At 61.8% G+C, this 19,372-nt stretch carries 9 protein-coding genes; 8 read left to right on the forward strand and 1 reads right to left on the reverse strand.

The features are described from left to right. The first annotated feature begins 24 nt into the window (after nucleotides 1-24). The 5 genes from NLY44_RS29115 to NLY44_RS29135 are packed head-to-tail and all read left to right on the forward strand — an operon-like array spanning nucleotide 25 to nucleotide 15,409. Nucleotides 25-1,119 (forward strand): restriction endonuclease-related protein, encoded by a 1,095-nt coding sequence (locus tag NLY44_RS29115; protein WP_155921536.1) that lies wholly within the window; start codon nucleotides 25-27, stop codon nucleotides 1,117-1,119. Next, nucleotides 1,116-4,508, forward strand: a complete 3,393-nt coding sequence (locus NLY44_RS29120; RefSeq protein WP_023806706.1) for a hypothetical protein — start codon at nucleotides 1,116-1,118, stop codon at nucleotides 4,506-4,508. The genes NLY44_RS29115 and NLY44_RS29120 overlap by 4 nt, the downstream gene beginning before the upstream one ends. Further along, on the forward strand, nucleotides 4,501-7,332 hold the full coding sequence (locus tag NLY44_RS29125) for an RNaseH domain-containing protein (RefSeq protein WP_286456175.1): 2,832 nt from the start codon (nucleotides 4,501-4,503) through the stop codon (nucleotides 7,330-7,332). Before NLY44_RS29120 ends, NLY44_RS29125 begins: the two co-directional genes overlap by 8 nt. After that, the gene (locus NLY44_RS29130; protein WP_353654472.1) at nucleotides 7,227-13,781 is read left to right on the forward strand and encodes a hypothetical protein; all 6,555 of its coding nucleotides are present in this window, start codon (nucleotides 7,227-7,229) and stop codon (nucleotides 13,779-13,781) included. The genes NLY44_RS29125 and NLY44_RS29130 overlap by 106 nt, the downstream gene beginning before the upstream one ends. Next, nucleotides 13,781-15,409, forward strand: a complete 1,629-nt coding sequence (locus NLY44_RS29135; RefSeq protein WP_023806708.1) for an AAA family ATPase — start codon at nucleotides 13,781-13,783, stop codon at nucleotides 15,407-15,409. The genes NLY44_RS29130 and NLY44_RS29135 overlap by 1 nt, the downstream gene beginning before the upstream one ends. A gap of 515 nt (nucleotides 15,410-15,924) precedes the next feature. Here NLY44_RS29135 and NLY44_RS29140 read toward each other — a convergent pair. Then, nucleotides 15,925-16,836: a BrxR family helix-turn-helix transcriptional regulator gene (locus NLY44_RS29140; protein ID WP_023806710.1), complete on the reverse strand. Its 912-nt coding sequence runs from the start codon at nucleotides 16,834-16,836 to the stop codon at nucleotides 15,925-15,927. 106 nt (nucleotides 16,837-16,942) lie between these two features. Between NLY44_RS29140 and NLY44_RS29145 the strand changes: the two genes are divergently transcribed. The 3 genes from NLY44_RS29145 (at nucleotide 16,943) to NLY44_RS29155 (ending at nucleotide 19,364) form a co-directional block, all read left to right on the forward strand. After that, entirely contained in the window at nucleotides 16,943-17,908 is a 966-nt protein-coding gene (locus NLY44_RS29145) for a CBASS oligonucleotide cyclase (protein ID WP_023806711.1), read from the forward strand. 6 nt (nucleotides 17,909-17,914) lie between these two features. Continuing rightward, nucleotides 17,915-18,430 (forward strand): HORMA-1 domain-containing protein, encoded by a 516-nt coding sequence (locus tag NLY44_RS29150; protein ID WP_023806712.1) that lies wholly within the window; start codon nucleotides 17,915-17,917, stop codon nucleotides 18,428-18,430. A 241-nt stretch (nucleotides 18,431-18,671) separates the two neighbouring features. Continuing rightward, the gene (locus tag NLY44_RS29155; RefSeq protein WP_286456179.1) at nucleotides 18,672-19,364 is read left to right on the forward strand and encodes an AAA family ATPase; all 693 of its coding nucleotides are present in this window, start codon (nucleotides 18,672-18,674) and stop codon (nucleotides 19,362-19,364) included. Nucleotides 19,365-19,372: the final 8 nt, after the last annotated feature.

Consider the following 19,372-nt stretch of genomic DNA (forward strand, 5'->3'; position numbering starts at 1 on the left):
CGGATCGACCTTGGGGTCGTCGCGTTGATCGAGGACTCCGAACCTGTAGTCACGGCGGTCTTGTTGGCGCGTGGGCTCTGCGAGATCTACGACCGCATCGCCCAGGAAGGCGAGATCGTTCACCAAGGGGCTTCGATGCCACCGATCGCTCGAAGGGCGCTGGCCCGTCTGTCGCGGCATTGCCTAACCGAAGGAGTCGATGACTTGGGGTCGAGCATCCACCTGGTGATGGGGGCCGCGTCGCGGGCGATGGGGTTTTGGGGCATCCCCAGCTTCGCCGGAGACTTCAAGTACAGCGACGTGGAGTTGGTGGACGACGCCTCGGGCGTTCCGACCGCCGACTGCAGGGAACTGGCGCGGCTGGGCGGAAGCGAGATCGATGCCATCGAGGACATCCATCATGAGCAGTTGAGGGTCGCGGTCCAGAGCTACCCGGCTGCTCAGCGGAATCGGGCTTACACCTCCATCAGGGAATTCGTGGTGCGGCAGCCGGTTTGCAGTCTGGACGCCCTGCACAGGTTTATCACGAACGGTCACCTGCATGGCGCGCGCGCGATCGCTTCCCTTTACCGGCCAATTCCTCAGACTGCGATGGCAAATGGCTCCGCCCGGCTGTGCGGACGTTGCGGGTCTCTGCTCTGGCCGACCAGCGATCCCGCGTTCCCCAATGGACGATGCAGAGTGCGTCGGTGCGCCATCCGTGGGGAAACGATCGTGGGCTACGGCATCGCTGATCCTTCGTTGTTTCGGCTCGCCACGGGTGCCGTTCTGGCCTTCTGGGTGGGACCCGGGCTCGACGAGGTGGCGTTGCATGACCACCTTGCTGGCCAAGGCCGATCCGTTTCCCTCTACCCCATGTCCGATGCTGCGGATGTCGGGCTCGACGGGCTGGAGGTTGGTCTAGACGTGAAAAACTATGCGAGCCCGCTCGTCCTCGGCGCTCGATTGTCAAGAGGCGTTGGGCGTCTCACTATCTTTGGTCGGAAGATCATCGTCGTCCCAGACTACAAGGTGCGGCTGAACCCCCGCTACATCGACGATCTCCGAGCATCATACGTAGGTGCAGAAGACTTGGAGTTCATGACGGTTGCCTCCGTCATCGCGGAATTCTCGGCATGAGGGCGCAGCCGAAGGACTTTGTGGGAGCCCTGGGGGCGCAATGGTTGTGCGCGGCCATGGACACCATCCTTGGGGCGAAGCATCTTCGCGATGCCCCAGCATTGATGTCGGGCTTCGGCTCGGTGCTGGACAGCGCAACGCTTAAGGGCTTCGCGGAAGCGGCCACGGCCCTTCGTCTGCTCGGCGTCGTGGCTGCATCGGAGATCCAGCTGCGTCAGCTGGTCTACTCGGCGCTTAGCTGGGAGGAGGACCACCGCCACCTGCCGGATTACAGGGAGCCGCCGTACAGGATCGATGCATCAGATCCTCGGTTCCCATTTCGCAGGCGAGTCCCGGACGACGACCCAGAACTGGTCGCGATGATGGCGGCGCTCAAGAACCCTTTGGCGTTTAGATCATGGTCGCTCGCTTCGGCCGATCCGACTCGATCTATGATAGTCGAGGTGGGTCCCTCAGGATCGAGCGAGAGGATCTCCGTTGATCTCGAAAGCTTCCTTCCAGATGCTCCGCCGCGTTTCGATTTCACCAGGGAGCCGCGTGGTGCCATCGAAGTACCGGTATCTGAACTGATCCTCGTCGCCGAGGAACTCGACGAGATGGATCGGCGGCGGCCGGGGCGACCGCCCGGCAACTGGGCGGCCCGGATGCGCGAGGCGAATGGCGCTCTGAAGGTGGAGATGCTCTCACCCGATAGGGCCACTGGTCGCCTGGTCGCGAAGGACACCATTCGGCTAGACGGGCTGCGGCACCTGATCGGTCTCCCTGGCACTGGCAAAACCACGTTGATCGTGCTGTTGCTCATGTGGCTGAGCGCACGGGACTACCGCGTCGTCGTCCTGCTGCCATCTATTGAGACATCGTTGAACCTGCTTGGCGACCTGCGCAACTACGGCGCTGATGTCGGTTTGCTGATGGGCCAATCGCCGCAGACCCGCATAGACCACGCTCGAAAACTTGCCGATCGCATTGGCGCAACCGAGACCAAAGGGTTCGGCGCAACGGCGGAGGGCGCGGAATTGTTGGCACTGAACTGCGCCTTGGGCGGCTTCGAACAGGATGCTCAACCAGAACGCGAGTTTCCTCACCTGTCGCCCCCGTGCACGTCCGTGCTTCAGCGCTCGACCAAGGCGGATGGCTCGCTGCGACCAACTGAAACGGCCCATCTCTGTCCACTGTCGGCGCACTGCGGCCGCCTAAGAGCGCCGAGGGAACTTACCGATCACAACATCTGGTTGGGCCATGTACTGTCGATGGACACCCGGATCAGCCCGCACTTCAGCGATGATCGGATTCGACATTTCGAAGCGGTGGCCATGAATTCCGATCTGGTCATGGTTGATGAGGCGGACGGAGCGCAAGCCGTCCTCGACCGCAAGGCCGTGGCGTCGCTCGATCTGACCGGCAGCGAGTCCAGTTACGAGCACGCGCTCAATCGAGATCTCTTCGTTCCGCTGTCGACCGGGCGAACCGATGTAGCGGCAGGCAGCATCCAGCAGTACGGTCGAGCAGCGTCCGACTTCCGCAGCTTGAATCACAGCCTGGTCGGGCACCTTCAGAACCTGAGGCTCCGAAGCGGAGTGGAGACGCCGCTATCGCGGTTCGAGGATACCTTCGTCACCGGCAACAACATCCTCACGGCCATCTTCAGCCCAGAGGACATCTCCATCCTGTCGGGCCTCCAACGCGAGAGCGAAGAAAGGCGCTTCAACGCCATCCGGGCGTTCTGGGACGGCTGCATCCGCGCGGCCCTAATGCGCCGCACGGACGAGGACCAGGACGTCGACGGATACGGCTTCGATCCCGAGCGCATCGCCATCGACCTCGGCAGGAGCAAGGGCGAGGTGTCGGCGACCGCAACGGCCATAGCGGGGCTGACGCGCGACTGGATCTCGGAGCCGCTGGCTGCGCAGCGCGATCAGTACTTGGAGCAGGTGCGCAGCGAATTCTTCAAGCTCGTCGAACCTGGCGCTCATCTGGGGCGTGACGAGGTCGTCGAGCTCTTCCGTTTTCTCGTCGGCGTGACCACCGTCGTCATGCAGTTTCTTGCGCTAATCCCTGCTCAGCAGGCCATGGTGGCCGAGGGCGTTCACAAGGAGCCGCTGTTCCAGCAAGGTATTTCGGAGGACCTCGGGCGGCTGGTTCCGGAGGCGCTGATCGGTCGGCTCTCCGGAGTCCGGTTCCGCTATGAGGACGAAGGCCTCCGGTCCAAGGTTCGCTTACAATACGTGTCGTTCCGCGGCGCTCCCAGGGTGCTGCTGTATCGTCTTGGCAGGTTGTTGAGGCATCAAGGCCGTGTAAGGGGCCCCAATGTCCTGCTTGCGAGTGCAACATCGTACTTGGCGGAGAGTCCAACTTTCCATATCCCCGTCGGGCCTGACATCGTCCTGCGTCGCACCGGGCGGGACGTGGGGTCGCGGCAGTCTAAGTACGTGTTCGCGCCGATACCAGACACATCGAACCCAAGCCGGATGCTGCGGTTCAGCGGCTCGTCGACCACCGAGCAAGACAGAGTGCTCAAGAAGATGGTCGAGCACTACTTCCTCGGCGAACACCCATTGGCGATGCAAATGGTGACCGACTTCGATCCTGGCCGCAAGGTCGGCATGGTGGTGAACAGCTATGAGCAGGTGATGAAGGTCAAGGCCCATATCAAGAGGATAAGGCCAGACCTGGCGGGGCGCGTGATCGGCGTGGCGAACAGGCCGCCCGATCAGAACGATGGGGATTGGATCAGTGCCGCACAGGTCGAGCGCCTGAGCGCTCGGGACAATTGGGACGTCCTCCTCTTCCCGATGAAGGCGCTGGCAAGAGGGGTGAACATCGTCTTCGAATCGGGGCCTAGGGTCCGCGATGCATTGCTCGGGACCCTAGTGTTCCTAATTCGTCCGCATCCGGCATCGGAGAGCCTGGACCTCGTCGCGGGCATTGCCGGTCAGCAGTCATTGGCATTCGACATGCGGCATTTCCGCGACGAGGAAGGATACGAGGACTTGGCGACCGCTTGGCGCCACGCGCGTCGCGAGCTTTCATCAGTCACACGACGCCTGTTGCGGTTCCCACTGCAGGCCAGCCGACTAGGCGAGCTCGCGATACCCTTCACGGCGGACATAATGGTCGACGTGCTCCAGACCATCGGCAGAGCGATGCGCAATGGAGCAGCCGCACGGGCGATCTTCGTGGACGCTGCATGGGCACCTCGCTCCGCGGCAGGTGCTCAGGACAACTTCCGGAGCAGCATGTTGGTGGCGATGCGGGACATCCTGCGCAATCGTATTCACGACGATGACGCCGTCGATGCCGAAATCTATGGGGCTCTCTACTCGCCCTTCTACGATCCGCTGTGTCGCTGCGCGGGCGTAGCATTCTCGGATGGACCACTAGATGAGTGACCGACTGCCAGACATCCTGTACCGCGGCGTGAAAGGCAGTCGGTCTGGAGGAAGGGAAACCGTCGTCTCTGCGCTGCAGTTCGACGGCGAGGCCGGCGATCCCGTGGAGGCTGAACGCGTCACGTGGACAACGCGCGCTGCGGCATTGATGAGGGAGCTCGGTCAGGCGGGTGATGCTTCCGAGAAGGAAGGGGGGCACGCGTTGCCATACGCTTCCCTGCGGGCGTCGATCGCGTCGCAGGTGCCAGAAGCATTGGTCCTGGAGCGCGACCTCGGTGCGCCTTGGTCAGACCAGCCGAGAGCATTGATGGATGTGCCGAGCAGCGGCGATCTCAAGGAAAGACTGGGAAGGGCGCTCACACTCTGGGTAGGGTCGGCATTGCGCCCATGGGCTACAAGAGTCGGTGCGCCCGAGCAGCTCGTGGACGCGATCGATGTCTTGGCCTCGAACGCCTTTTCCGGGCAACGCCGCTCGGTCGTTCTTGGAGGAGCTTTGACGTCCGACAGTTTCGTGGAGGCGCGGGATGCCATCATCCACACCTTCGCGCGTGGACTCGAAGGCAAAGTACTCTTCGAGGGCATGGGGCCGGTTCGGCGGATTGTTCGGGGTCGCAGTTCGTCCAATCAGATCGACTTCGTCACCTGGCCGAGGCGGCACGACGAAGCACTCTATTCGATGGTGGCCACGATCACGGTCGAGACCGTTCCGTTCTCCGAAAAGCCGATCGCCACAGTGCGCGCGTCCCGTCGGCGCTGGATGCAGGAGATTCCAACCGGTCGAGTCCTCATCGGTCAGAGCAACGTGAGCCTTACGCTCATGGCCCAGAACGGTGCGAAAGTGTGCTTGGAAGTACCAGCGCCGGTGCGATCGCAGCAGGTTCAAGACCCGATCTCGCCTGAATTCCTCGGGCACCTGCTCGGCATGGGCGCCGACATCGGCAGCAGCATGGCCGAGCAGGTGGAGAGGGGTGCCAGTTCTTCCCACTTCTTCGGCATCCCTTACTCGCCGCGTTTCGGTTCCCATCCCATCGGCGCGGGCGTTTCCACGAGAGATCAGACCGATCTCTTCGATGTCGTGCGGCAGATTATGGACGGCCTCGGATTCGTCGCGATACCGTTCGAGGAAACAACCACGACCAAGCAGGTGCCGAAGCGGGCCGAAGAACTCCACAAGGCATTGGAGACCGAGGCGCTGCTGTCCGACATCGCCGTTGCAGTAGGGCGAAACGATCTTGCGGACGATGCATCCATCCGAGCCGCGTGGGACTCCCTGGATCTTGGCGAGAATGGTCCGATCATAAGCGCCACGGCCGCGTCCAAGGCCCGCGAGAAGCTGCTGGAGGTCAGAACCGCCAACGCCCAACGGGTGTCCAGAGCTTTCGGTGAGAGGAAGCCATCGGTGGTGGCGATTGCTCGTAGCGAGAACGAGCGCCGCCTGCTCGAATCTGTCCTGCGAACCCTATTCGGGACAAGTATCGAGGTGAGCACTCGTCCGCTGCCCAGCGATGTGCACGGATCACGCGCGACCCTTCCGCTGTCCGAAGCGAAGAATGGTCAACGCTTCGAGGCTCGTGTCGCCGCATGGCGACCTCTTGCCGAGCTGCTTAACCAGATCGATGGCGGCTGTCACGCGCTGGTGCAGGCGACCGACTGGTATGATGGACGACCAGACGATCCAGTCAACAAGCCGGCCGGTCGGTACGCACTCGCCGCGGAGGCCAACGCGAACGTGCAATATCTGCGACCTAGGGCGTCGGGTCATAGAGGATTCGCGAACTACCTCCACCGGATACAAGCGGCGACGTACGATCTGATATTCGGTCATGCAGGACTGGTCTCCGATGTCGCGAACGTGGTCGCCGATGCGTTCCGGGACAGCACGGACGAGCCAACATCGTTGATCGGGATATCCGTCCTCACTCAGGCGCGCACCCGACTGGCAGGCAAGGGCGGCAAGCTCTGCATCGCGACCCGGGTCGATTGCCAGAACGGTCGGACCACGGCACGGGTGGGCTGGTACGACGGCGAGATGAAGTGGTCCGCGAGATGGGAGCCGCTGTTCAAAGCCTTGAAGCGGATCGCAAGCCCTTCGATCAAGGCGTCATTGGGGAGCGGCCTTGCGACCGAACGCGCCAGTTTCCAGGCGTTCGTGCGCGAGATCTTGGACGATTGCGTTGAAGTTGGCGACCGTCCCCTCGTCATGATCGACAGCACTGGGGCAGCCTCCCTGTGGCCCTGGCTTAGGGACGGTCAAATCTCCGGCGAGATCACTCTTGGTTCGGAACGCCTGGACGCCTCTCGTCGATGGCCCGGCGCCAGATTGGTTCGCGTGCGCTTGGGCAATGCGGCTCGGATCGCGGAGCGCAAGACCGCTGACTATGTCGCAGTTACCACCGACACGGGAGCCGAGACCGGTGAGATGCTCCGCCGGTACTGCCCCACCATAGTCGCGAGGACGGTCAAGCTCTCGTCGTCGCGCACTGGCGCTCATTACTGGGCGACAGCGGGATATTTCCAGATGTCGCTGCCAAGAGGACTGAGCGTCTATCGGCGTCTGGTCTCACTGGTTCACGTGGCCAAGGCGTTCAAGGACGCTCCTCAACCCATGGAGAAGCTCTTTGCGCCGGTCGAGATACCGATCTTTGACGTGAGCTACCGGCTCCCGAACCCGATCGAGATCACCGTCGCCAGCACACGGGAGGGGACGATCCGGATCGCATTGCCCACCTCGTCGCCAGCCTCAGGTACGGCTATGGGCATACCGCGTCCGCCACGTCCTTGCCCGCCCCACTATCGTTCGAGTCCAAGGCGCGAGATTACATGACGCGCTTCGCCCTTGATCTGACTCCGGAGGAGGACGACGAGGCCGCCGAAGTCGGGCAAGGACCAGCGGTCGACGACGGCACGTATGCCGACGACGGCGCGCCGGATGATGCCGGTGCTGGCGGTGGGGCATCCGACAAGCAGGCCTGGGACGGCATACTTGCTAGTAAACCGGGGGTGACGGTCCTCAATGCTCCGCTATGGCCTAGGGACGCCGGCGCGCCCATCTTCAAGCACAGCGATGGGTCTGAGACCGCTGTGCACATGTTTCATCAAGCGCCGAAGGTGGATAGGGAGCGGCGAAACGACGACGGCGATGAAGAAGCGCCTACTTGGTCGGAACTTGCGGGAGTCATCCGTCTCCCGGACTTCGTGACCGAGGAATGGCTCTCCGAGTTTGTGCAGATTCCGAATGCACAGCTCAGGGCCATTCATCAGTCTCGATTGGAACTGGCGACATTGACCGGCTTCGATGGCTGGCCGGACCTCCGGCCCGACCAGAACGACTTCGTGCCGATCCTGTTAAATGGACTGAGGTATCCACGATTCGCCGCCGCGATCTGTCAGATCGCCAAACGAAGCATGGCTTCGAACAAGGCTAAGCAGTGGAGCCCCTTCAACCCTCTCTGGCGCCAAGCGATCACGGCGGCGAAATCCACGGTCCGGTCCGATGCGTCCCTCTCCAGACCCGACACCTTCTGGAATTTCCTCGATATCCTGTTGAAGGGCAACGCGGTCCGACTCGCCAAGGCTCAAGTCGTGCTTGGCGCCTATGAGCACCCGTTCGACGCAGCGATCATCGGCACGATCAAGAACGATGGGCGGCTCGGGGACGTTCGCGAGTTCGCGACCGACGCCGCCGAGCACCTTTTTCGTTCCGACTACGAATGGTCTGGCGACATTCGGCGCTTCCCACCCAAGCCGACTGGCGTGGGTGAGGTGCAACCCACTCAAGCCGAGTTCGCCGAACCCGAAGGGCCATCCATCAACACGGCCCGTCAAACCCAAACGGAGCGTGTCCCCATGATTGGCACCAATGCAGTTGGCCATTCAGCACCTGCCCTGGACATGGGAACGGAAATTGACATGGCGTCCGACGCACCCGATGAGACGACGTCGATCGACGGTGAAGCCGCTTGGCGCAGCGCCATGGGCAGCATCCTACGATTTGCGGACCTCGACGCGGGGCCTGACGAAGGCGTCCTAGCCAAGATCGAGGAGCAGCTCGAAGCCGCGCGGCAGGCGCTTGTTCGATACGATGCGTCCAAAAAGAAGGCTGTGTCCGCTCAAGCCTTGTTGGAACGGTCCCAAGCGATACTCGAACACGCCAAGGCAGTTCTAGTCGATGCCGGGGTCGAGAACGAGGATTTCGGTAGCGTTCCGACCGGATCCTTCAGCGCGACGATCGATCTCGAAGCAGCGGCCTCGATCGAAGAGACGCTTGCGTCGGCGGAGGAAATTGGGAGCCTTGCGCGGGAGAAGATCGACAAGGCGCAACGCATCCTCCGGCAGATGTTGATGACTCGACTGGACGAAGCCTCCGCTCTGAGGATACAAGCGATCGAAGCAGGTCGCAGCGTGATCGCCTCCGCGATCGAGGTGCTGCAGCGATTGGCGCCGGTCCCGCCGCCCCCCGGGGACAGGCAGTTCGAGGCTTCGGGTGATTCAGCCGAACCGCCCGCGTTGGACGAGCCGCCTTCTCTCTCAGCGGACGCGACGGAAGCCGACGAGACCTTCTCGACACCGCTGGACGATGTCGGCGAAATCTCTTCGAAGCGCGATTGGGATTCCTCCTATGAGCTGGATGAATTCCCGCCCGTCCAGGATGCCGATCTCGTCCTCGATCGGTTCGCAACCGAGCCGGACGAGATCGAAGATGCATTGGCGTCCGGTCCGGATCCGATGGTGGCGAAGCTCGAAGAGCGATTCGAGGAATTCGTCGTCACACAGAGGTTCGGGCTTGCATTCCACTTGTCCGAGGCGGCGCGTCGAGCTGGCCTGCACCAGGATTTCGCCGTTTCCCTGCCGGAATTGAAGCTTGCTGCCTTCGCGGGCCGCTTCAACCACGCTGCCCACCAGGGCAGCTCCGTGGTCCACGACCTGATGACCGAGGCCGCGCTGGTGTTCGAGAGCCTCGATGACGAGCAATCAACGACCACGGCAAGGCGGATCATGGGACTGGCTTCGCTCGCACCATTCGCGATCTTCCATGGCGAGTCCGACGCCAAGGCCGCCCTTGAGTCCCTGCGTCAGGTGGGGCCGGGCCTTGGGAAAGCAGTCCATGGGCTGAGGGAGGCCTTGGCAGCTCCGCTCAGATCCGGGATCTCGCTCACTCCTTCCCTGCTTCGGCTGGCGCGCGAGGATGCACAGGACGACGAGTACACGCGCATCCTTGCTGACAAGATCAAGCATGCCTTGGAGGAATTCGGGGCCAAGCGCTACAAGTTCCAGTTGGGGAACAAGCTTCGTGGTGCCCTTACCAACCGTGATGGCGCCTTAGGCAACCTTGGGGAGCGGGTCGAACGAGGCGGGCAGTCGGCGTTGGACGCCGCCCGAAAGTTCGCTGCCCAGTACAACGACCGTAGCTCTGTCATCCACCTCCTCGAGGAGACGGAGAAGCGGGTCGCAACATACAAGCTCACAGGCATCGATGGCATCGCAAGAGAGAAGCTCGTCGGTCTCATCCAGTCGCTGGCGCAACTCTGCGCGGAATACGTCGATTCCGCCGACGCTGCGCCAGTGATGAAAGGCATGAGGGCCAATATTCAGAAGGCGAGGTCCGGCATCACCGACGCGGTCGATACCCTGGATGGCGCGCTCGCGCAGTTTCCAGCGGCCACCGCGCTGGAGGCATCCGCCGTCAAGTTCGCACGAGAAGCCTTCGACAGCTTCAAAAAAACGCTGAACGGCGGGGAATCTACCCCTAGCCCAGTCGATCATCTGGTTGCTCTGCATGGGCAGCTCCTATGGGTATCGGCGCTCAACTTCGGCCGCGGTTGGTATCCGGCGCCGTACGCGCCAGAAACGGTCACGAGCGCGCTCGTCGGAGCGGGCTCGGACCAAATCCATGGCGCCGCCGATGGGGCTGCCTTCGATACCGCGATCCGGAAGCGACTGGCTGTCGGATCGCACATCGCAGCGTCGATGATGATCGAAATGGCGGTATCGTTCGGGGTTGCCGACTTCGATCCCGAAGGCCTGTCCGAACTTCGCCTTGCAGATGAGGAGACGAAGAGGGATTCGCTCGAGGCGGATCTTCGTGACGCAAGGTTGATGGTCGACCGCGTCCAACGAATGGGAGGTGTCGGTTCCATCGACGAAGCGCAGTCGCTTCTCTCCCTGCTGGATCGAATCGAACCCAGGGCATTGCCCGAGATCGTGCCCTTGGAGGCACGAACGGAAGCAACGGAGGAGGACGAGCAGATACTCGACTTCAGGGCGGCGTACGGGTTAGTCGCGGACGTCAGGAGCAAGGTCGACGTCCTTCTCACCCGTCCCCGCGAACAGCTGCTGGCTAGACTGGGGGTGTTGGAGTCCAGGAGGACGGCCGCTGCTGGTGATCTGGATACGGTGCGTGGATTGGTGCAACGCGACGATCTCTTGACGGCGACCGAATACGTAGAGTTCCTCGAGAACGGTCGCGGGCTGCCTGAGACCACCTCGCCCAACCCTCGATACAGAGCGTACTTCCCGAAGGTGCCCGATGCGTTGGCGGAGATGTCTCGCACCGAGCAGGATCGCATACTTTCAGTGATCGAAGGGGGCGGCGAGTTCGCCGGTCTGAACTTCGGACGGATCGCTGCGGATCGTCGCGCTGATGTGGTGAACGTGCTGGAGGAGTGGAACGAGCTCAAGCGAGCGGTCGCCTCGTTGCGACAAGAAGCAGACGTCGCAGGCCGCCTCGTGCGGTTGCTCGAAGGCTTTGGACTGAATGTCGTGCTGCGGTCACCGAATCCGCGCGGCAATCGCAAGTTCTACACCATGGACATGCACGTGGACCTGTTGCCGGACAGCGCCTCGGTACTTCTTCCAGACTTCGGCAGTCTTACGGGGGGAGAGTATCGCTTCTGCATCGGCCCCAAGATGCCCACCGATAGCGAGGTTGCCGGCATCGAGGCCGATGCAGGAGCCCTCCGGCTAGTCTTCGTCGTGATCGATGTAGTTCCGTCCGAGCGCCGGCGGCAGCAGCACCTGTCCAGTCTCGAGAAATCAAGGCGGTTGCTCGCGATCGACGAGTCCATCGTCTATTTCACGCTCTCCGAGCCCGAATCGCGCGGACTGACCTTGTTCGAATTGGCTCAGCCCTTCTCCTTCGCGGATCCTTACCGCGACTATGGCAATCAGGCCGTGCCGAGAGAGATGTTCTTCGGGCGCGCCGAGGAGCGCAGAAAGCTTCTTGAGCCCCATGGCAGTTGCATCGTCTACGGCGGGCGACGCCTGGGCAAGACCGCGCTCCTACGTCATCTGCAATCCCAGGAGGATGACCCCGGAGCCGGCACAGCGGTGGCGTACGTGAACATCAACGACATCGGGACCAATGCTGGCGAAGAGCAGATATGGGAATCGATGTCCCGCGAGCTGAAGCCGATCTTCTCGAAACCGGTCGAGCAGAGCGATCGGTTCAGCGAGACGATACGGCGCTGGCTGGCGGGGGACAGCAAGCGGCGGGTGCTGGTGCTCCTGGACGAGTCCGATAGGTTTATCCAGGCCGATGCAACCAAGGATTTTGTCCAGTTCATTCGTCTGCAAAGGCTAATGGACGATACGAACCGACGGTTCAAGTTCGTGCTCGCGGGTCTGCACAACGTGACGCGGCTCGTGCACACCGAGAACCCGCCCCTCAAGCATATCGCATCCGATCCCCAGCGTATCGGGCCGCTCATGGACGACGAGCTCGGGGATGCCGAGGCATTGGTCAAGCGCCCACTCGCGGGCATGGGTTATGAGTTCGAGAACCGTGAGGACGTCTGGCGCATCCTCAGCTACTGCAACTACTACCCGGTCCTGGTGCAGAAATTCTGCGAGGGCCTGGTTCGGGAACTGGTCAAGGAAACGTTGAAGAAGCGACGGCCCATAACCGGGATCACGTCGGACCACGTTCGCCTGGCGCTGGAAAACGAGACGATAGCGAAGGAGATCGGCGAGACCTTCGATTTCACGATCAGCAAGATCGAGGACCGGTACTCCCTCATCGCGAACATCGTCGCCGAGCGAGCCCTGCGCGATGCCGCGGACGGCCGAGTGGGTGAAGGCATGACCGCAGTGGAGGTCCGCGACGCCGCCGCGTCCTGGTGGCCAGCGGCCTTCGGGGAGGCCAATCGCCTCTCGGTGGCAGAGGATCTGCTTGACGAGATGGAGGGATTGGGAGTGCTGCGTCGCGTGCAGCCCGATCGCTGGGCGCTTCGTTCGCCGACGATCCTCCGGCTCCTTGGCAACGACGACAAGATCGCGGCCAAGCTCGGCGAATTCATGGATCGCAATGCCCCACCGGTCTTCGACCCGCGGTCGATGCGCCGAAAGCTTAAAGCAAATGCGGCCATGCGCATACAGGAGGGCGGGATCAGTCCGCTCACCTTGGGTCAGGAGCACGACATGCTGCGGGACAGGGCTCCTGCCACACTGATCTTCGGCAATGCGCTCTCCGACATCGGGATGGTCACAGGCGCCCTCTCCTCCGCCTCGAGCTCCCGGGAGGACAAGCGCGGTACCGGGCACGTCACGGCCCGGTCGTTCCAGTCGATGGATGCCATGCTCAAGGACCTCAAGGGGCCGTTGCCCGGAGAGCCCGCTGCGCTTCTCGTCGTTCATGACGCCAGTCCATGGAACGCCGCGTGGGTCGAGGGGGCACTCCGCGCCAGATCGGTCCGCGAGGGGAAGGTTCGATTGATCTTCGTGGGGCAACCGGAACACGCCCTGGATTGGGTCCGCGACCCGAGCAGCAAAGCACTGTCCAAGGAGGTGAAGATCGTGCCCTTGCAGACCTGGTCCACAACTCTAGCGGACCATTTCCTGCATCAGGAGCATCTCGATCCGATGCACTTCAGGGCTTCGTTGCAGGCCGCAACCGGCGGATTCAACCGGCTGATGCAGCAATTGTTCACCACGGGAGGAACTGTGAACGCCAAATCCCTAGCGACGAGGCTCGAGAATACGGCAGTTCGACGTCGCCGCGATCCAGCGTTGCCGGGCGAACTGGGCCTGGCAGGGGCGATGTACGACATATTCAAGGCCGTAGCGGTATACACGGAGGGCGATATCACCGCCTATGAGATAGGTGAGGGACCGGTTGCGGAGCTTGGTGCCAACCTCGCGGGGCAGCAGGTCGTCGATTTCGGAGTGATGATGGGTCTGCTCGAGGCACAGGGAGCAGGGTCGGCTCGCGACGAGGACAGCCGGCCGTACCGTTTGAACGCGCTCGCCAGATCGTTGCTCGGGGCCGGAGGTTCGTAGTGACCATCGACTGGGGCAGCGTGGACTGGTGGGATCTACCAGGACCATCAGCGTTTCTAGGACGTGCCGTCGACCGGCTGGCTTCCGACGACGGCGGCTTGATCGGGCTCTCCTTCCCAACACGACGGCCAACCGGCCTGATCCTAGCCCTCGTATCCGCTTTGGAGCAGGGGCGAGGGCTTCGTGCAATCCTGGTAGACGCCCGGAACGCGAGCGGCGCCCGATCGCCTGCTCACGCCTTGGCCGCAGCTGCTGGGGCGCCACCCGGAAGCATCCGATCCACCAATGACTTCATCGAGTCGGCCGCCCTTGCTAACGCCGTGTTCCTCATCGACGAGCTGGGTGTCGAGCAGTGGAACCAGTGGAGCCTCTTCTTCCGCACCTTCCGCAATGAGCGAACCCGGTCCGGAAGGATCTCGGCCCCCAGCCTGGGGGTGCTTACACCGCTGGCTCTCCCTCTCGATGAGGTCGAAGCGGTTTTTGGTTCATCCGAGGTGAAATGGCGAGACGTTGTCTCCCGAGCGGATATGCACCTCTTCGTCGAGTCGCGGCTCGGACGGTCCGGTCGTCTCGCGGAGCGGGCAGCCGTAGCGACTGTCGCGGAAGTCGCATGCTGGGACCCTGGGATTGCGCTTCAACTCACTGAACACCCTATAGGGGACCAGATCGACCCGCGTCAGCTCCTCAGCGCACTGGAACTCAAGCTTGGAACGCCCTCTTGGTCGAACGGGCTCGTCGACCTGATGGACGGAGCCCCGCACATGCACACTCTGGCGCTCCTGGGCTCCAGGGAGCTCTTGGCACGACGGGTATGGCGGGCACACGTCGCGACCATCTTCCCCGCGATTGAACAGATCCGCCAGGCGTTCGTGGAAAGGTACTTCGGCAAGCTCACCTCGATCCTGCCCGTCACCAAGACCTTCCAGAACAACACGGAGCGAACGTACCACCATCCCCTCGAGCTTGAGATCAATGACGTCTTCTATCATCTGAAGGATGAGATCCCGCCGCTCGAAGCGAACCTTCTCCGAGACCTCAAGACGCTGAGGACATCGATGGCACATATGGAGCCCGGCGACGCTTCGCTCATCGTCAGGGCATCCAGGAGCTGGCAGATGATGCTTGGGGATACCGAGGGCTTCGCCGGCGGCGTCGGTTGGGATTGGCCGCGCTGCGGTCAACGCCTCGTCCTGCTGGTCGGTCCGTCCGGGGCGGGCAAGAGCTCCTATGCCGCGGCCAACTACTCGACCGAGCTGGTGATATCCGCCGATGCGATCCGCGAAGAGCTCTATGGCAGCCACAATATGACCGGAGGCCAGGAGGCCGTGTTCAACACGGTGCGGCAACGTGCAAGACTTGCACTCGCCGCAGGGAACAGCGTGGTGATCGACGCCACCAACCTCAGACGCAACGACCGTCTACTCAACGCCACCTTGGTCCCGGCCGACATCGCCGTCGACTACGTGCTCATCGATCGCCCGATTGCGGAGAAGCTGCGCGATGGCGGTTGGCGTCTGGAAAAGAAAGGCCTCATCGAGGGCCACACCAACCTCCTGCTCGGAGAACTTGGTGACATCCTGGCGGGTGATGGCCTGCCGAATGTGACCGTTCTCGATCGACGAACCTAATTCTGTCCAGACGCGCTAAATCCGTCCAGACGCGGATGCCAGCAGTGGCGAAGAGCTCGACTGCCAATGGGTTGGATCGATAGCCAGGCTGGGTTGCTTGCCAGCCAAGAACGCCTTGCTGAGTGGCTCGAGGGCCAGCGACGCCCAGAGCTGGTATTTGCCGAGGTCGTCCGCCGCCTTCCTGGTCAAGACTTGCAGCTCGATTGACGCACTTTCGACGGCCATGTCGCTCGAGAGTAGGGTCGATCAACGGCAGACCCAGTGGAGCATTCCAGGTTATGATCGAACGGGCAGGCGTACCCTGGAACCTTTGCGCTATTCGCAGGTCAGATGGGGACTATCGCGAAACGTGAGGTGCTTCCGCGTACAGGAACACCGGCACAGGACGTGTGGGATCTAAAATTGCTTTTTTGGTAGCTCGGTCCTTCGGGCCTCGTGGCGGAGGGCCGAGTTGGGAGCCTCTGAGAAACAAGTGATCCGAGCGTGATCCGGGCCGAGGTCGAGGGCCGCCCTGACTATGAGAGAGGAGCGCTGGTGATACCGACATCGTAAAACTCCGCACGCTTTTGGGCCGCCATCACATAATCCTTGTTGAGCAAAACAATATGCTGGGCGCGTGGCTTCTCATTCTCCGGATCACGAAGCAAGCCAAGTCTTTTTAAGACGTAAAACAACATCGCTAAGCGAACCGACAGGCCGGCTTTGCCACCTTGCATGCCGTAGTCTTTCGCGACCACAGCCTTCTGGCTTTCGGTCAGCTGCGGATGCGGCGTGATCTCCACTGTAACGTGCTCTTGCCACAGAACGTCGTCTTGCCCACTCGCTCCGCTTGGTCCGGGGGACCGCACGTCAAGAATGCGCGGCAGCAGGAAGTCTTTGAATTTTTCATCGATATGGCAGTAGGCACGCGCGTGCCAACGAAACCCGTCATAACCGAAGGCATGGGGAGACATCCGCCGCCATACCGGATCGGTCCGGATGTCGCTCATGGATTGGTAAAGTACCTCTATCGATTTTCCCCCGCGCATGGCATCGAGCACAGCGCGCAACCCAATGGGCTCGACCTCCCGGTGCGGAGTGAGGGCTATGTCCGTATCTGGGCGGTAGCCGATCCATGATTCCGCTGGCTTCGCCAATCCCTCCGCAAGCGAGCGCAGGCGCGACAGATAAGCATCCGAATCGGGTTGCAAAAACTTCGGCTTGAAATTGAGCGACGCGACATAGCGCTTGGCGCTCTTGTCGTAGTCCACATTTCCCGGCGCCCGTTCTTGATAGAGCGTCAAGTCCTTGGACGCCTGCGGCACCGACACGCCGAACATATCGATGATGTCCTTCCGGCGGACGCCGCCCTCCCAGAACAGGCGGAATTCTATGAATTCCAGCCTTTGTTCGACGCCCCACCGGATGCCGGTCACTTCATTATTCATTGCAAGCCTCGCCGATGGGGATAGAAACTATATTGACAGCCAAACACGATCCGTATAGTAACTTAACCCAAGCATAAAGAATCGTCAATTAAGAGGAGTGCGTAGCATGAGCCGCGACCACGTAAGTCACGCGGACCTGGTTCGTTTTGCCGACGAACGGGTGAACCTTAAGCGCGATGATGCGGCGGATTTGCGCGCTCAGGCGAACCGGTTGCGGGACCGCCTGGAGACTTATCTGGCAGACCACCCTGACTTTGCACTGCGCAAGATGATGCTGTCCGGAAGCCTCGCCAAGGGCACGGCGCTGAAGTCGATCAGCGATATCGACGTGGGCTGCTACGTTTCTTCCGACTCGGCCCCGGACAAAATCTCAGACCTGATCGACTGGCTGGCAAAGAAGCTTGAAACGGCGTTCCCGAACTTCAGACCCGAGCAGATCAAGCGCAAGACCTATTCCGTCGGGGTCCATTTCATCACCACCGGCAACGAAGTTGACATCGTCCCCATTCTCTATGCGGGCGATCCGCAGTGGCGCGGCGACCTTGTTTCGCAGGACACGGGCGAAAAGCTGATGACGAGCGTGCCGATGCACCTCGAATTCATCCGCAAACGCAAATCCGCCAACGACAAGCATTTCGCGCAGGTCGTGCGGTTCGTGAAGTTTTGGAGCCAGCTTATCAAGCAGCAGGACGAAAATTTCCGGTTCAAGTCCTTCATGATCGAGCTGATCGTCGCCTATCTCGCCGACCGCGGCCTTGCGTTGAACGACTATCCGTCGGCGCTGGGGAAGGTCTTCGCCTTCATAGCCAACGGCGACTTCGAAACGGCCATCGCCTTCTCCGATTACTACAACCCGGCAATTTGCGCGGCGACGGGCGCGCCCGTCCGAATCTGGGACCCTGTCAACAACAAGAACAACGTCAGCGCCCTCTACACCCAGCAGAACAAGGAGAAGATCGTCGAAGCCGCTCTTGATGCGGGTGACGCGATCGACTCGGCGCTGCGCGCGATCACCAAGGGCGAGACCGTGCGCTACTGGCAGAAGATTTTTGGCCCGACGTTCAATGTGTGAGGCAGTATGAGCTCCTATTCCATCACCGATACCGAAGCCTTCACGATCGCCCATGCCCGGCGGATCGCATCGAAGGTTGCCACCGACCTGCTGCGGTTCCAGTCGCTGTATAACGGCGTGCCGTCGACGGCCTTGATCGACAACTACGAGAAGGAGATCGTCGAGTATCTCCGGCACGACGTCGTCGAGTCCGTGACATACGGCTTCAAGCGTGACGGCAAGTGGACCGAGGCCGCCGTGCGCTATCGCGCACTGGCTGGCGGCATCCTTGTCTCCGACGATGATCCGGGCAAGATCAGACCGCGTCTTGACGTCGCCGGCGGCACCTTCACGTCCTTCCTCGTCCACAACAGCAACTGGTCGAACAAGACCGCCGCCGAACGTCAGGCGATCGAGAACGCCTGCCCCTTTCAGCGGTCGTCGGGCACTGAGCCGCCGCTCGAATCGGGTTATTGGACCGACGATCTCAACTACATTGCCGGCGGTCGTGGCCTCGGCCGCAGCACAGTGAGGAAGATATGAGCGACGCCATTTCAATTGACGACCTTTTCGACCGCCGTCTCGATTTCCCCGACATGGGGCCGCGCGGCGGCTTGCCCGGCTTGTCGGCATAGATGAAGCGAAGACGCGCCTCGCCAAGGTTCTCGGCGTTCTCGTCAATCCTGCCGGGCCGCGCGAGTGGGCCGAAAAGCACCATAAGGGCGCGTCCGTCGCGCTCGACTATCTGGAGCGGCGCCCGCCACTTGTCATTCTGGCCGGCGACGTGGGAACGGGAAAAACAGCGCTCTCTGAAACCGTCGGCGACGCGGTCGCACGACAGGAGAAGATCGGCGTCACGCTCTACCCCTTGTCCCTTGCAACGAGGGGCAGCGGCAAAGTGGGCGAAATGACGAAGCTGCTGTCGGCGGCTTTCGATGCCACGCTCCTTGCGGCGGAAAAACTCAAGCGTTCGTCCGGGAAGGCATCGGGCGGGATCATCTTTCTGGTCGATGAGGCCGATGCCGTTACGCAGAGCCGTGAAAGCGCCCAGATGCACCACGAGGACCGGGCGGGCGTTAACGCGTTTATCCGCGGCGTGGACCGGCTTGCCGAGAAGCAGTTGCCGGTGGCCGTCGTTCTTTGCACCAACCGTTTGTCGGCCATTGACCCGGCCGTGCAGCGGCGCGCTGCGGAGATTTTCGATTTCGACAGGCCCGGCGACAAGCAGCGCCGCGCCGTCATCGAAGACCCGTTGACAGAGCTGGGTTTCAACAAGGCGCAGATCGATCAGATCGTGAAGCTGACCGGCGGCGAAAAAGACACCGTTGGTTACACATTCTCCGACCTGACGCAGCGCCTGCTGCCCACACTCATACTCGATGCCTATCCCGACCGGCCTGTCCGGTTCGAGCGAGCCCTTGAGATCATGCAGGCCATGAAGGCCACGCCGCGCTTCCGCGACGGCAAGACGACGTGACCGCAGCT

The organism is Mesorhizobium sp. C089B (assembly GCF_030323125.1).
In the GTDB taxonomy this organism is placed as follows: domain Bacteria; phylum Pseudomonadota; class Alphaproteobacteria; order Rhizobiales; family Rhizobiaceae; genus Mesorhizobium.

Bases quoted from the DNA above. Each gene is read 5' to 3' on its own strand.
- NLY44_RS29120 (WP_023806706.1), top strand. From the start codon at position 1,116: ATGAGGGCGCAGCCGAAGGACTTTGTGGGAGCCCTGGGGGCGCAATGG.
- NLY44_RS29125 (WP_286456175.1), top strand. From the start codon at position 4,501: ATGAGTGACCGACTGCCAGACATCCTGTACCGCGGCGTGAAAGGCAGT.
- NLY44_RS29140 (WP_023806710.1), bottom strand. From the start codon at position 16,836: ATGAATAATGAAGTGACCGGCATCCGGTGGGGCGTCGAACAAAGGCTG.
- NLY44_RS29145 (WP_023806711.1), top strand. From the start codon at position 16,943: ATGAGCCGCGACCACGTAAGTCACGCGGACCTGGTTCGTTTTGCCGAC.
- NLY44_RS29150 (WP_023806712.1), top strand. From the start codon at position 17,915: ATGAGCTCCTATTCCATCACCGATACCGAAGCCTTCACGATCGCCCAT.